Below are 14,218 nucleotides of genomic sequence, written 5' to 3'. Positions count from 1 at the left end.
CTCATTTTCCTAGCAAATCTAGCGCGTTGCGCGGTCGCAAGCGACAGCGAAATGCCCGGTGGAGCCCGGAACTGGAGTTGTCGTTAAGGTGCTTGCGGCAGGGCTCCCCTTCAGGGGAGGGTGGAAGCGAAGCCTACTCCGCCGCCAGCGGCTTTTGGCGCAGCGGCAGGCCCAGGCGGTCCCACACTTGCAGCAGGGCTTCGGCGAGCTGATCGATCAGACCGTCGTCGTGATAGGGCGAGGGCGTGATGCGCAGCCGTTCGGTGCCTTTGGCGACGGTCGGATAGTTGATCGGCTGGATGTAGATGCCGTGCTCCTCGAGCAGAAGGTCGGAGGCCTGCTTGCACTTCTCGGGATCGCCGACGAACAGCGGCACGATATGGGTGTCGCTCGACATCACCGGCAGGCCGGCGGCATTGAGGATCGCCTTGACGCGGGCGGCGCGGTCCTGGTGGCGCTCACGCTCCCAATTCGAGGTCTTCAGGTGCTTGATCGCGGCGGTCGCGGCCGAGCAGATCGCCGGCGGTAGCGCGGTGGTGAAGATGAAGCCCGGCGCATAGGAGCGCACGGCGTCGATGATCTGACCGTTGGCGGCGATGTAGCCGCCGAGGCAGCCGAAAGCTTTCGCCAGCGTGCCTTCGAGGATGTCGATGCGATGCATGACGCCGTCACGCTCGGCAATGCCGCCGCCGCGCGGGCCGTACATGCCGACCGCGTGGACCTCGTCGACATAGGTGATCGCGCCATACTTTTCAGCGAGATCGCAGATCTTGGCGAGCGGGGCGATGTCGCCATCCATCGAATAAAGGCTCTCGCAGGCGATCAGTTTCGGCCGATTCGGGCCGGCCACTTTCAGCAGCTCTTCAAGATGGGCAAGGTCGTTGTGGTGGAACACAACCCGCTCACAGCCGGACTGCCGGATGCCCTCAATCATCGAATTGTGGTTGAGCTCGTCCGACAGGATCAGGCAGTTCGGAATGAGTTTTGCGATGGTGGCGATGCCGGTCTGGTTCGAGACGTACCCCGAGGTGAACAGAAGTGCGGCTTCCTTGCCATGGAGGTCGGCCAGCTCGGCCTCGAGCTGGACCAGCGGATGATGCGTGCCGGCGATGTTGCGGGTGCCGCCGGCCCCGGTGCCGACGCGGGTTGCGGTCTCGACCATGGCGCCGACCACCTTCGGGTGCTGACCCATGCCGAGATAATCGTTGGAGCACCAGATCACGACGTCGCGTTTGCCCTTCGGCGAATGCCAGACCGCGTGTGGGAACCGGCCGGCCGTGCGCTCGAGGTCGGCGAACACGCGGTACCGCCGCTCGGTGTGAAGACGGTCGAGGGCGGAACTGAAGAACTCGTTGTAATCCATCGGCAAACCTGCAGCGGAACCCGGCCCAAGGCGGCCGTTCAATTTTTAGAGCTTTTCCAGCTCCGATGTCCATGCACCTGCTCACATTTGCGGCAAGGCGGAGCGTGCCAATTGATAACGCCGGCCCAGCCGCGATTGTTGATTTGGATCAAGTGCCTAGCGCACGCGGGCGGCCGGGACCGGATTGTCGGGAAGGTGTGGCTGCCGTGGACATTTTGTCCATGGTGCACGCTCCTGTATCATTGCGGAGCCGGCCGCGCCGACGCCATCGCCTCAAGCTGCGCTTCAATTCGGCGTCTCCCCGCAAGCGGGGTGCAGGCGGGGAGAGGCGAAGGCAACTCAGGTCGTCCTGAACTGCAACACGCCGTCTTGCGTCTCCGCCCTCAGCCGGCCCTCGACGATCATGTAGTTGACGTGGGCGACCAGTTCGCCGGCGGCAAAGCCCATCTGATGCTCGTCCAGCACATGCTTGTTGAACACGACGGGCACCAAGGCGCGCGAGGTTTGCGGCACCTCGCGGCAGGCTTCCGCGATCAGGCGGCAGCGCTCCTCGTGATGGTCGGCGAGCTGTTTGATGCGGGTCTTCAAGCCGTAAAACGGCACGCCGTGGCCAGGCAGCACCAGCACGTCGTAGGGGAGCGTCGTGGTGAGGCTGGCGAGCGAGGCCAGATATTCGCCGAGCGAGTTCTGGTCGGGCTCGACCGCCCAGACGCTGACATTCGGCGAGATCTTGCTCAGCACCTGGTCGGCGGAGAGGAACAGCTTGTCGTCGGCGCAATACAGCATCACCTGGTCGAGCGCGTGCCCGCCGCCGGTGATCACCTTGAAACGGCGTGAACCGATCACGACGTCGTCGCCATGGGAGATGCGGCGGTAGGACGGCGGCAGCACGGAGACGCGCTTGAGATAATCCTGACCGCGGCCGAGCAGTTTCTCGGTGAGCGATTCGTCCATGCCATGGCGGCGGAAGAACAGCCGCTGCGCCTCGCGTCGCTCCTCGGTGCCGCGGTTCTGGTGATAGACTGATTGCAGATATTCGACCTGCGACATCACCAGCGGGCAGTTGAACCGTTCGACGATCCACCCGGCGAGACCGACATGATCGGGGTGCGAGTGGGTGACGATCAGCCGCGTGATGTTGACGCCTTTCAGCGGGCCCTCGAACAGCTTTGTCCAGGCCTCGATCGTCTCCTGGTTGCCGAAGCCGGCATCGATCATGGCATAGCCGTCGACGTCGGCGAGCAGGTAGATGTTCACGTGATTGAGGCGGAACGGCAGTTTCAGCCGCGCCCACAGCACACCGGGCCGCACCTCAACCACCTCTTCGGGGCCGGGATGCTGTTCCCAGGGGTAGCGCAAGGCCTCGGCCGAGGACTGCGCGGTGTCGGTTTTCGAATTCATGCTACCGGCTTAAACCCGCGGCGCGCGGGGCGCCAGCCGAAAAGGATGGGAGTCGACCGTCGCATGGCCGTCATACCGGTGGTTTTCCGTGATGTGGGACGCTCGTGCTCCGAACTCGGTCACCTCTCCCGCTTGCGGGGGAGGTCGGCGCGTAGCGCCGGGTGGGGGCTCTCTCCGCACGGGGATATTCTCGACACGCGGCGACAACCCCGTTGCGAAGATACCCTCTCCCCAGCCCTCTCCCGCAAGTGGGAGAGGGAGCGCAGCCCCGAGCCGCAGGCGTCTACGCCGCGCGCATGTTGTTGAGGAACGCGTCGATCTCCCCGCGCAGCATGTCGGCCTCGCGGCGCAGTGCATCGGAGGCGTTCAGCACTTCGCCTGCCGCAGCGCCGGCCTCGGCAGACGCCGTGGAGACGCCGACGATGTTGCTGGAGACCTCGCTGGTGCCGCCGGCGGCGTGCTGGATGTTGCGGGCGATCTCGCGGGTAGCGGCGCCCTGTTGCTCGACCGCAGCCGCAATCGTCGTGGTGACGTCGTTGATCTCGCCGATGATCCGGCCGATGCCCTGGATGGCACCGACCGCCGAGGTCGTTATCTCCTGCATGCTGGCGATCTGGGTGCGGATTTCTTCCGTCGCCTTGGCGGTCTGGCTCGCAAGGCTCTTGACCTCGGACGCGACCACTGCGAAGCCGCGGCCAGCCTCGCCCGCGCGTGCCGCCTCGATGGTGGCGTTGAGGGCGAGCAGGTTGGTCTGCGAGGCGATGGTCTGGATCAGATCGACGACGACGCTGATGCGGCTCGCGCTGTCGGCGAGACTCTGCACCGTCGCGTCAGTGGCGCCGGCCTCGTCGACCGCCTTCTTGGCGATCTCCGCCGAGGTCACCACTTGACGGCTGATCTCGGCGATCGAGGACGACAGCTGCTCGGTGCCGGCTGAGACCGTCTGCACATTGACCGAGGTTTCCTCCGCGGCGGAGGCGACCGCGTTCACCAGCGCGTTGGACTGGTCGGCGGTATTCGACATGCTCTGCGCCGTCGATTGCATCGAATTGGCCGATTGCGCGAGATTGTCGAGCGCGGAGCGCACCGTGCTTTCAAACTCGGCGATCTTCGCCTCCATGCGCGCGGCACGTTCGGCTTTCGCGGCACGATCCTTGTCCTGCTCGCTGGCCAGCGACCGGGCTTCGATCATGCTGTCGCGGAACACGTGAAGCGTATCGGTCATCGCGCCGATCTCGTCATTGTGCTTCGCGCGTGCGATCTCGGTTTCGAGATCGCCGGCCGAGAGCAGCTGCATGGCGCGCTGCAGGCCGCTGATGCGGCGGAGGATGTTGCGGCCGACATAGAGCCAGACGAACAGCGCCGAGCCGACCAGCATCATGGCGCCCAGAGCTAGCATCGCGGTCGTAGCGAGCGAAATCTCCTGCTGCGCCTGGAAGGTCGACGTGTTGGTCTCTTTCTGCACGGCGTCGACGAGCTGCTGCACGCTGATGCCGAGGCCGACATTGAGCTTGCGGGTCTCGTCCAGGATGGTCTGGCCGTAATCGACGGAATCGAGCTCCTTCTCGCGCAAATTGAATACGCCGGTCCTGCCGGTGCCGAGCGCGAGCAGCTTTTCTGCCGTCTCGCGCAGCATCTTGTTGCCCTGATTGTCTGGCAACAGATCGAGGTTGGACCGCAGGCGCCCCTGTGCCGTCTTGAATTCCTTCTGGATGTCGTCGAGCTTGTCGCTCGTGTTCGCCGAGAGCGCCGCGCTCATATCGGCGGCTGCGAGATTGCCGCTGGCGACGACGTTGCCGAGCTGGCCGACGGTCTGCGCGGCGTCGGTGGCATCTGCAGCGGACAGGTCGGCAGAGCCGAGAATGGCGTTGACTCGGGTCTGCGCGTCCAGCATCGCCGGACTGGCCGCGCCGACGAACGCGCCCTGCGCGTTGCGTAGCGCGTCATATTGCTTGTCATGCAGGGCCGCAATGTCCAGCCGTTCGCGGGCAGCCTTGGCCAGGCTCTGGGCCGCTTCGTTGATGCTCTTCATCGTCTCGCTGAGACCAGAGACGACGGCCTTGTCGCCGCCGAGCTCGATGATCTCGTTGAGTTTCTGCTGCGTCTGCTCCTGCAATTCCTTCAGCTTCTTGGTGCGCTCGTTCAGGGCGTCCTCGGTTTGAGCCGCAAGCAGGGCAGGTCCCTGTGCCGCAAGGCTGGCGCTCAAGGCCGACAATTGCAGGCTCGCGGCAAGGCGCGGAATGTCCCGTCCGCTCAGTTCAGTCATGCGCCCGCCGAGTTTCTGCAGCGCCAGGCCGGCGCCGGCCGAAATCACGAGGCCCATGCCGGCGATCACTGCGAAGGCCGCGAACAAGCTGCCGCGCACGCCCCATTTCGGCAGTTTGAAACGCGGCTTGAATCGGCCGAGACTGAAACGGATCGCCATCGAAATTCCCCCACGCCCTTGCTTCTGTTTTGTGGCCGGGAGTATCGGGCACGCCGGTTAAAAAATCGCAATCTGTGCAATCGGTTGCGCGCGTTCCGCAGGGCGAAAAAAAGAAGGGCCGGCAACATCGCCGGCCCTTCGTGATGATAACGTTTTGCTAACGCTCAGTAGCGCGCGACGGCCGGGCTGGCCCAGTTGAAGCGGTAGTTGATCCCCGCCTTGACGGTGTGGTCGTCGGTGGTGAAGTTGCCGGTGCCGACCAGCGGGCCCGCGGTGAAGTGCGCGTCGCCGAAATTGTAGTACTGGTACTCGGCCTTGGCCGACCAGTTCGGTGCGAACATGTATTCGAGGCCGGCGCCGACGGTGTAGCCGTTGCGGTGATCGCCATCGATGATGAAGCCGGACGGTACGCCGCCGACCATCACTCTCTCGTTGTTGTCCGAATAGGCATAGCCGCCCTTCACATAGAGGAGGCCCGGACCCCAGGTGTAGCCGACCCGGCCGGTGATCGAGCCGAGCCCGCGCTGGTCGTTGGTGTAGGCGATGCCGCCCGGGAACACCGCGCCGACGCTGCCGGAGAGCCAGGAATACTGGCCTTCGACGCCGACCACGAAGTTCGGGTTGAACTGCCAGTCCGCACCGACCTGCACACCGCCGAGGAAACGGCCGTTGCCATTGTTCCCCGTGGAGAGACCGTTGAAATTGTTGTCGCTGGAGAACGCGCCGCCGACATGGCCGCCGATGTAGAAACCGGTCCAGTTGTAGATCGGTGCCGCATAGGCCGGCGCGGGTGCCTTGTAGTAGTTGCGGTTACCGAGATCGGCCCCCACGGCCGGCGCGGCCGCGCCCAGCACGAGCAGCGCAACGGTCGCAAACAGAATCTTCTTCATCGTCTTGAACTCCAACACGTAAGGTCCCCGGCAGGCGCGCTTTCGCGCCGTCGTTGGTTTTGCAGATAGCTCGCTTTTGACGAAAATGCTGTCACATGCGTGACACAGCGGGCCCCAACCTAACCTATTGGGCCCCAAATGATTTTCGTGCTTAATGGCGGCTTAAGAAATGCTGAAGGAAGGCTTAACTTCGCCCGTCGCCGGTAACTTGCGGGCGCCTCCTCTTAACCAAGACGTCGCCGCGCCTCGTCGCGCATCTGCGCGCGAAAGGCCGCGCGCTTTGCCGGGCGGTCTTCCTCGCGCACGTCGTGACGATCGAAGATGTCGAACTTTTCCAGGATCGGATACCGCTCGCTCGCCATCGCGAGCACGCGCAGCACCTTGGTCGCCGCCGGTGTCGGGCCGCTGACCTCCCAGCGCCTTATCGTCTCGGCGCCGCCTTTCTCCGGCAGCCCGCATAGCCTGGCCATGTCGGCCGCGGTGAGCTTGCGCTCAAGGGCGTCGGAGAGGTCGTTGCGGAGTTGCTTCAGTTCGGCGCCGGTCATGCTGCTTGCGTCCAGGAAAGTCACTGAAGCCAATGCACTAGCGCTGATTCGGGTTCATCCGAAGGCGGCGAGCGCGCAGCCCCCGGCACGTTCGCGCGCGCACGGAGTTATGAACGCAGACCTATGGAAATTTTCCGATGAATGAACACTTGGCATACCGGGCACGGGGCGAAAGGATCAGGCCATGACAACCATCAAACTCGCCATTGCCGCACTCGTCACTGCCGGGCTGCTTGCCGTGCCCTTTGCGGCCGAAGCGAAGAAAGCCCGGTCGAGCCGACATTACAGCACCGGTGTGGTGGCGCCGACCAATAGCGGTGCCGGAACGCCGTCAGCGCAGCCGAGCGCGTCCTATGGGTCGTCCGGACAGACGGTCGGCACCGTCACGGCGCCGTCAGTCGGCTCGTACAATTGGCCCTCGGTCGGCGTGACCAACTCGGTCCCCACCTGGAGCAACACCACGAGATAGACCGATGCCGGTCAGCGGGGCGCCAATCGCGAGGCCGGAGAGCAGATAGAGCGCGACCAGCAACGTTGCGATGGACAGCATCGTCGTGATCGAGACCGTGGCCGCAACCAGCTTCTCCTCGACCTTGTGCTCATGCGCGAGGACGTACACGGTTTTCGCCGTCGGCACGGCCGCGCAGACGACGGCGGCGACCGTGTAGAGAGGATCGAGGCCCAAGATCACGCAGAGTCCGTAGACGATCAGAGGCATGATCACCAGTTTCACCGCCGCGAGCGCAAACGATGCCTTCAGGTTGGATCGCAGGCCCTCGACGGACAAACCAAGCCCGATGGCAAACAGCGCGCAAGGCGTGAGCGCTGCAGCGATCATGTTCAGATAGGTCGCGACCGGCGCCGGAATCGGCAAGCCCGTGATCGCCCACACCAGCCCAATGAGCGTCGACAGCACCATCGGGTTGAGCAGGATCTGCTTTGCCAGTCCCGTGGGATGCGCGGGCTGGTGCGGGTCGCGTCCTTTCAGGAGGATGACCGTGATCGGAAACATTACGGCGGCCACGAACACTGTCGCTACTGCGGCGGGCAGGACGGCGGGCTGGCCGTAGATCGCGTGCAGGATCGGCAGCGCGACAAACCCGGTATTGGTCATTGCCGCCGCCATCCCATGAATGGTGCTGCTGGCGATATCGTGCTTGCCACCCGCGCGGACTGCCAGAAACACCAGCCCGAAGCAGATCAGTGAACCGCCGCCGAATGCGAGCAGGAAGCGCCATTCCAGCAGGTTGCGGGCCGGCTCCCGCGCGATCGTGACGATCAGCAGCGCCGGCATCGCCACGTTGTAAGCAAAGTGCACCAGCGCATCGGCAAGCGAGCGGGAGAGATAGCCGAACTCGCCTGCGAGCCAGCCGGTGACGATGATCGCGAATACGGGAAGAACGAGGCTGGCGACCTCCATCCGGCTTCCCCTCATTGACGAACGGCGGCGAGGTTAGCCCAGCGATGGATTGTCGTCACTGCGGGATTTAATGGAGCCGTCCCGGGTGATCGTCAATCGCAAAGGACGAAATCTTCCTCGTTAGATTCCCCTCCGGTCCTGCTTCCCAATTACGCAACGCCATGCCGCCAGGCGCTCAGCCGGATGCTGGTTCATCCATTCCGCAAGCTGCGGGGCGCCCATCAGGCAGGACTGCACCGAGACCTGAGCAAAGTCCGAGCTGGTGACAATCTGCTCGTGGCAATTGGTCGGGGAGGAGAGACTGCAAAGCACGGCAATGATCTTGATCACGAGAGGTTATCCCTGTCGCCGCCGCTGATCGTGCGGCCCGTTGCTTTATCCTGCCCATCACTGATCGGATCGGATGGCGGAAAGATGCTGTCGTAGATTGCGCGTGCCTCCTGAATGAGGCGCGCGCGCTCGCGCTCGGATCTTGAGACAAATCGAATAATTTCGCCCATGTTGGCTCCGAATATCAGTGGGGCAAGCAGGTCATGAGATGACGATGATCATCCTAATCGCATCTATGGCGTCCCCTCGGCTTTGAAACGGCGTCCCGTTCACGACGGAATAAAAAACCTGTGACCGCGCGGGCATCCCAACGCCGGGGTGTTCTTGCGCCAGGTACGGGGGCCGTTCACCGCTCTTATCGCGCTGCTGCAATTACCGCGCGAGCGGACGCCGATGACAGCTTACTCTTGCCGCACCGGCAAGGCAGTCTCTGCAAAGCAAATGCCGATCGACCAAATATGTTTCGCCGGCATCACGTGCAAGTTTTTGGAACAATCTTGCAGCTCGGCGAACTGGTCACGACCATCGTTCATGCCGCCGGCGCGCGCGCCTTCCGCCCCGGTACCGCCGCCAGCAGTTCACGCGTATAGGCGTGCTCGGGCGCGGCGAAGAGCTGCGCGGTCTGCTTGAGTTCGACGATGGCGCCGCGCTGCATCACCGCGATGCGGTCGCAGATTTGCGCCGCGACGCGCAGATCATGGGTGATGAACAGCATCGAAAGGCCGAGGCGCGCCTTGAGGTCTTCGAGCAGCTTCAACACCTGCGCCTGCACGGAAACGTCGAGCGCGGAGACGGCTTCATCTGCGACGATGATCTCGGGCTCGAGCGCGAGCGCGCGCGCAATGCCGATACGCTGGCGCTGGCCGCCGGAGAATTCGTGCGGATAGCGCTCGAGGGCGCCGGCGTCGAGGCCGACCATCCTGAGGAGATCGCGAGCGCGGTCGAACGCGACCTTCGGATCGGTGCCGGCCGCGATCGGGCCGTCGGCGATGATGTGGCCAATCTTGCGCCGCGGATTGAGCGAGGCGAACGGATCCTGGAAGATCATCTGGATGCGATGCCGTTCGGCGCGCAGCGCCCTGCCCGAAAGAGAGGTGAGATCGGTGTCGCCGATCCGCACCGTGCCGCGGTCGGCTTCGATCAGCCGCATCACGAGCCGTGCCACCGACGACTTGCCGGAGCCGGATTCGCCGACGAGGCCGAGCGTCTCGCCCTTGAGGATGTTGAAATTGACCTCGCGCGCCGCCTCGACGCGGCGGTCCTCGCGAAACCAGCCGCCCGACGTGACGTAGGTCTTGTCCAGTCCGTTCACCTCGACGGCGTGGGCCTGATCGTCGAGCGGTTTGCGCACCGGCGGGTCCATCGACGGCACGGCGGCGAGCAGCGCCTTGGTGTAATCGTGCTGCGGATCGTGGAAAACCGTCGCAGCGGGACCTTCCTCGACCACCTTGCCGTGTCGGAGCACCACGACCTGGTCGGCGATGTCGGCGACCACGCCGAAATCGTGGGTGATGAACATCACCGCCATGTTGCGGTTGCGCTGGAGATTGCGGATCAGATCGAGAATTTGTGCCTGCGTGGTGACGTCGAGCGCGGTGGTCGGCTCGTCGGCGACCAGCACCGCGGGCTCAAGCGCGAGCGCCATCGCGATCACGGCGCGCTGGCGCTGGCCGCCGGAGAGCTGGTGCGGGTAGGCGCGCACGATCCGCTCGGGGTCGGGCAGGCCGACCTCGCGCGCCAACGCGAGTGCTCTTGCGCGCCGCTCCTTCGGCGTGAGCAGGCCATAGGCCTCGAACATCTCCACGATCTGGTCACCGATCCGCATCAACGGATTGAGCGCGGTCATCGGTTCCTGAAAGATCATCGCGAGCCTGCGGCCGCGCAGATCGCGCCAGCCGTCGTCGCCCAGCTTGAGCAGGTCGCGACCTTCGAACTGGACCTCGCCGGAGGCGACCGACACGGTGTCCGGCAACAAGCCCATCAGCGCATGCGCGCACATCGACTTGCCGGAGCCGGACTCGCCGACGACGCAGACGATCTTGCCGGGCTGCAAATCGAGCGAGACGCCGTCGACGGCGAACGGACGCTCGGCGCCCTTGGGCAGCGCGATCCTCAGGTTCCTGATGGAGATGGCGGGCGGTGCGGTCATCGTCAGCGCCCCTCCCGAGAGAGTCGCGGATTGAGCGCGTCGTTGAGGCCTTCGCCGATCAAATTGAGGCCGAGCACCGAGATCAGGATGGCCACGCCGGGAAAGACCGTGATCCACCAGGCCTGGCGGATCACGGTGCGGCCGGCGCCGACCATGTAGCCCCAGGAGATCAGATTGGGATCGCCGAGGCCAAGGAACGACAGCGAGGATTCCAAGAGGATTGCGGTCGCCACCATCAGCGAGGCCAGCACGATCACGGGCGACAGTGCGTTCGGCAGGATCTCGCGCAAAATGATCCAGGTGTTGCTCTGTCCCGTGACCACCGCGGCCTGGACATATTCGCGCGTGCGCAGCGACAGCACCTCGCCGCGCACGAGGCGGGCGACCGGGGGCCAGCTCACCACCGCGATCGAAGCCACGATGGAATAGATCGAGGGCTGCAGGATCGCGACCAGCACGATCGCGAGCGCGAAGCTCGGAATGGTCTGAAAGAATTCGGTGAAGCGCATTAAGGCATCGTCGACTTTGCCGCCGAAATAACCGGCCATCGCGCCGATCGGCACGCCGACGATCAAGGCTACGAGCGTCGAGACGAGGCCAACGAGCAGCGACACGCGCGCGCCAAAGATCATGCCGGCGAACACGTCGCGGCCGAGCGCATCGGTGCCGAGCGGCACGGCCTGCAGCGTGAAGGGCGGCAGGAACGGCCGCTGCACCATGCGCCAGGGCGAGTTCGGGAACAGCATCGGCCCGAACACCGCGACCGAGATCGCAAGCAGCAGGATGACGAGCCCAATGACGCCGCTCGGGCTCTTCAGCATCGATTTCCAAAACTGTTTCATGAAGCGAATTCGATGCGCGGGTCGACCAGGCGGTAGACCAGGTCGGTGATGAGGTTGAAGATCAGCACCATGGCGGAGCAGATCACGAAGACGCCGAGCAGCAGGTTGTAGTCGCGTTGGAGTAGCGCGTCGTACATCAGCCGGCCGATGCCGGGCCAGGCGAACACGGTCTCGGTGATGACGGCGCCCCCGATCAGCGTGCCGGAATGCACGCCGGCGAGCGTCACGACCGGCAGCAGCGCGTTGCGCAGCACGTGGCGGCGCTGGATCACGGCGTCGGACAGGCCCTTGGCGCGCGCGGTCTTGACGAAGTCGAGCCGCTTTACCTCGAGCATCGAGGCGCGCGTCATGCGGGTGTAGGTCGCCATGAAGAACAGCCCGAGGGTCATCGCCGGCATGATCAGGTGCTTTGCGACGTCGATCGCGCGGGCAAGGCCGGTGAGATTGGCGCCGACCGTCTCGTAGCCGAAGCTCGGCAGCCAATCCATGGTGACCGAGAACAGCAGGATCCCCATCAGCGCCACCCAGAAGATCGGCATGGCGTAGAAGATCAGTGCAAAGACGGTGATGGCCGTGTCGAGGAAGGTTCCGGCAAAGCGCGCGGCGAAGGTGCCGAAGAGAATGCCGAGCACGAGCGAGATCGCGAATGCGGTCAGTGTCAGCAGCAGCGTTGCCGGCAGCCGTTCGCCGATCAGCTTTGCGACCGGCGCCTGCTGGCGGAAGGAAAAGCCGAGGTCGAGAGTGACGACGCCCTTGACGTAGATGAAGAGCTGCTCGGGCGTTGGCTTGTCGAGGCCGAACTTTTCCCGGAGCTGCTTGACGAAGATCGGGTCGCTGGCGCCGGCTTCGCCCGCCATCACCACCGCAGGGTCGCCGGGCGCAAGTCGGATCAGGAAGAAATTGAGGACGATGATCGCGAGCAGGACGATCACGCCCTTTAGGACACGCTGAGCGACGAAGGAGAGCATAATTAGATGGCGATCAGATCAGGTTGAACGCAGCGGCGATCGCGGTGCGCTCCCTCTCTCGCTTGCGGGAGAGGGTAGGGGAGAGGGTATTTCCGCAGAGAGGACACCGGGTGGAGAAAGCCCTCTCCCGCCGCGCTCTGCGAGCGCGTCGACCTCCGCCGCAAGCCGGGAAGGTGAAACAAGCGTGCGGCGTGCACCATCACTTGTCGAGCCATGCGTCCTTGAAGCCATCATTGACCCCGATCCCCGTGGTGATCAGGTTCTTGACCTTGCAGCGCATGATGGTCGGGAATTGCAGCTCGAGCATCCAGGCCACCGGCACGTCTTCGACCAGGATCTTCTGTGCCTTCTCATAGATCTCCTTGCGCTTGGAGTCCGGGGTCGCGACGGCGCCGTCGGCGAATAGGTTGTCGATCTCCGGGTTGGAGTAGCCTTCGACGTTATTGAAGACTTGGCCCTTGGCGATGGCGCTGGAGACGTAATTGCGTCCTACCCCGAGTGCGGGATCGCCGTACTGATAGAGATAGGTAAAGGCGATGTCATAGTCCCAGTCGCCGATCTTCTGGTTGCCGCCAGCAACGTCGGTGGCAATCGTCTCGATGTTGATACCGGCGTCCTGGAGGTTCTGCTTCACCGCTTCACCCCAGCGCTGCCAGGTTTCGCCATAGGCCAGCGGCAACAGGCGGATCTTCTCGCCCTTGTAGCCGGCTTCCTTCAGCAGCGACTTGGCCTTTGCCGGATCGTACGGGTATTTTTTCACGTCGTCGGTGTAATATTTGATGGTCGAGGCCGACGGGCCGGTCGCGACCTTGCCGAGCCCGTTCCAGATGACGTCCTTGGCGAAATCGCGGTCGATTGCATACATGACCGCCTGCCGCACCCGCTTGTCCGCGAGCGGACCCTGGCGGTTATTGAGCCAGAGCCAGGCCAGCGGGGAGAAGAACTCCCAGCCGGCACCGGTGACGCAGGTGTCTTTCAGCTTGGACAGCCGCGGCACGTCGAAATTCTCGACCGAGCCGCCGGGCAGCACGTCGACCTTGCCGGTCTCATACGCCACCGAGCGCGCCGCGGCGTCAGGAATGATCTGCCAGTAGATCTCGTCGAGATAGGGCTTGCCCTTCTCATGGTAGTTCGGGTTCTTGACCAGGCGGATGAACGAGCCCTTCTGCCACTCCTTGAACATGAAGGGACCGGTGCCGATCGGCGCGTTGTTGTAGGGATTGGTCTTGAAGTCGGTCCCTTCATAAAGATGCTTCGGCACCATCGGCATCGAGCCAACCTCGAAGATGCCGAGAAACGGGCCGAACGGCTGCTTCAGCGTAAAGACCACCGTGTAGTCGTCGGGCGCCTCGACCTTGTCGACCTGGGCGAGGTTGTTGCGGGCGCGCGCGTGGGTCTGCCTCAGCATCTCGACCGAGAACAGCACGTCTGCGGCGGTGAAGGGCTTGCCGTCATGCCAGGTCACGCCCTTCCTGAGCTTGAAGGCGTAGGTTTTCGCGTCCTCGCTTACGCTCCAGCTCTCGGCGAGCTCCGGCTGCGGCTCGAGCTTGGGGCTGTAGCGCAGCAGCCCCTCGAAGATGTTGCCCGACACCATCTGGGTCGGACCGTTCTGGACTATTGCAAGCATCAGGCCGGGCGGCTCGGGCTGGATCACGGCATTGATCACGCCTCCTGTTTTCGGCTCTTGCGCCGGCGCCGGGGCCGTGAGGCCGCAAGCCAGGAGGAGACCAAGCAACACTCGTTTCGGCATGTCTAAACTTTATCAAGCGAGGTCAGCCGGTAACGCTTCGCAACGTGCTCGCGCGCAAAGCGACGGCCGGCCCATCCCAGTCCCCATCCGGTAGCGAGGCTCACATAGTCTCGCTCGGCGCCGCAAGATGAAAGT

At 64.0% G+C, this 14,218-nt stretch carries 13 protein-coding genes; 1 reads left to right on the top strand and 12 read right to left on the bottom strand.

All coding sequences use genetic code 11. The annotated features are described in order from the left end of the window. Positions 1-133: 133 nt before the first annotated feature. The 5 genes from hemA to IVA87_RS24030 all read right to left on the bottom strand — a co-directional run bounded on the left by hemA (position 134) and on the right by IVA87_RS24030 (position 6,624). Positions 134-1,363 carry a 5-aminolevulinate synthase gene (hemA, locus tag IVA87_RS24050; protein ID WP_247307979.1) on the bottom strand — a complete coding sequence of 410 codons (1,230 nt, stop codon included), beginning with the start codon at positions 1,361-1,363 and terminating at the stop codon, positions 134-136. 339 nt (positions 1,364-1,702) lie between these two features. Beyond that, positions 1,703-2,764 carry an MBL fold metallo-hydrolase gene (locus IVA87_RS24045; protein WP_247307981.1) on the bottom strand — a complete coding sequence of 354 codons (1,062 nt, stop codon included), beginning with the start codon at positions 2,762-2,764 and terminating at the stop codon, positions 1,703-1,705. A gap of 283 nt (positions 2,765-3,047) precedes the next feature. Continuing rightward, positions 3,048-5,189 carry a HAMP domain-containing methyl-accepting chemotaxis protein gene (locus tag IVA87_RS24040; RefSeq protein ID WP_247335293.1) on the bottom strand — a complete coding sequence of 714 codons (2,142 nt, stop codon included), beginning with the start codon at positions 5,187-5,189 and terminating at the stop codon, positions 3,048-3,050. Positions 5,190-5,353: 164 nt separating this feature from the next. Next, positions 5,354-6,079, bottom strand: a complete 726-nt coding sequence (locus IVA87_RS24035) for an outer membrane protein (RefSeq protein WP_247307988.1) — start codon at positions 6,077-6,079, stop codon at positions 5,354-5,356. A gap of 224 nt (positions 6,080-6,303) precedes the next feature. Beyond that, positions 6,304-6,624, bottom strand: a complete 321-nt coding sequence (locus IVA87_RS24030; RefSeq protein ID WP_247281732.1) for a hypothetical protein — start codon at positions 6,622-6,624, stop codon at positions 6,304-6,306. Between the two features lie 184 nt (positions 6,625-6,808). Here IVA87_RS24030 and IVA87_RS24025 point away from each other — a divergent pair, with 184 nt between their 5' ends. Further along, positions 6,809-7,093, top strand: a complete 285-nt coding sequence (locus IVA87_RS24025) for a hypothetical protein (RefSeq protein WP_247307991.1) — start codon at positions 6,809-6,811, stop codon at positions 7,091-7,093. Here IVA87_RS24025 and IVA87_RS24020 read toward each other — a convergent pair. From IVA87_RS24020 to IVA87_RS23990, 7 genes are all read right to left on the bottom strand, one after another. Then, on the bottom strand, positions 7,019-8,044 hold the full coding sequence (locus tag IVA87_RS24020; protein WP_247307993.1) for an AEC family transporter: 1,026 nt from the start codon (positions 8,042-8,044) through the stop codon (positions 7,019-7,021). The two genes, IVA87_RS24025 and IVA87_RS24020, sit on opposite strands and share 75 nt — an antisense overlap. Before the next feature lie 120 nt (positions 8,045-8,164). Next, entirely contained in the window at positions 8,165-8,374 is a 210-nt protein-coding gene (locus IVA87_RS24015; RefSeq protein WP_247281729.1) for a hypothetical protein, read from the bottom strand. After that, a complete protein-coding gene (locus IVA87_RS24010; RefSeq protein WP_247335288.1) occupies positions 8,371-8,544 on the bottom strand; it encodes a hypothetical protein in 174 nt (57 codons plus the stop codon). Before IVA87_RS24010 ends, IVA87_RS24015 begins: the two co-directional genes overlap by 4 nt. Positions 8,545-8,903: 359 nt before the next feature. Continuing rightward, entirely contained in the window at positions 8,904-10,523 is a 1,620-nt protein-coding gene (locus IVA87_RS24005; protein ID WP_247335284.1) for an ABC transporter ATP-binding protein, read from the bottom strand. Between the two features lie 2 nt (positions 10,524-10,525). Further along, a complete protein-coding gene (locus IVA87_RS24000) occupies positions 10,526-11,365 on the bottom strand; it encodes an ABC transporter permease (RefSeq protein WP_247281726.1) in 840 nt (279 codons plus the stop codon). Continuing rightward, entirely contained in the window at positions 11,362-12,333 is a 972-nt protein-coding gene (locus IVA87_RS23995; protein WP_247308001.1) for an ABC transporter permease, read from the bottom strand. The genes IVA87_RS24000 and IVA87_RS23995 overlap by 4 nt, the downstream gene beginning before the upstream one ends. Positions 12,334-12,532: 199 nt before the next feature. Then, the gene (locus IVA87_RS23990; RefSeq protein ID WP_247308004.1) at positions 12,533-14,083 is read right to left on the bottom strand and encodes an ABC transporter substrate-binding protein; all 1,551 of its coding nucleotides are present in this window, start codon (positions 14,081-14,083) and stop codon (positions 12,533-12,535) included. Positions 14,084-14,218 lie beyond the last annotated feature (135 nt).

This window comes from Bradyrhizobium sp. 147, assembly GCF_023073935.1.
Taxonomy (GTDB): Bacteria; Pseudomonadota; Alphaproteobacteria; order Rhizobiales; family Xanthobacteraceae; genus Bradyrhizobium.
The sequence above is the reverse complement of the archived record's forward strand: the minus strand, read 5'-3'. Positions and strand labels throughout refer to the sequence as shown.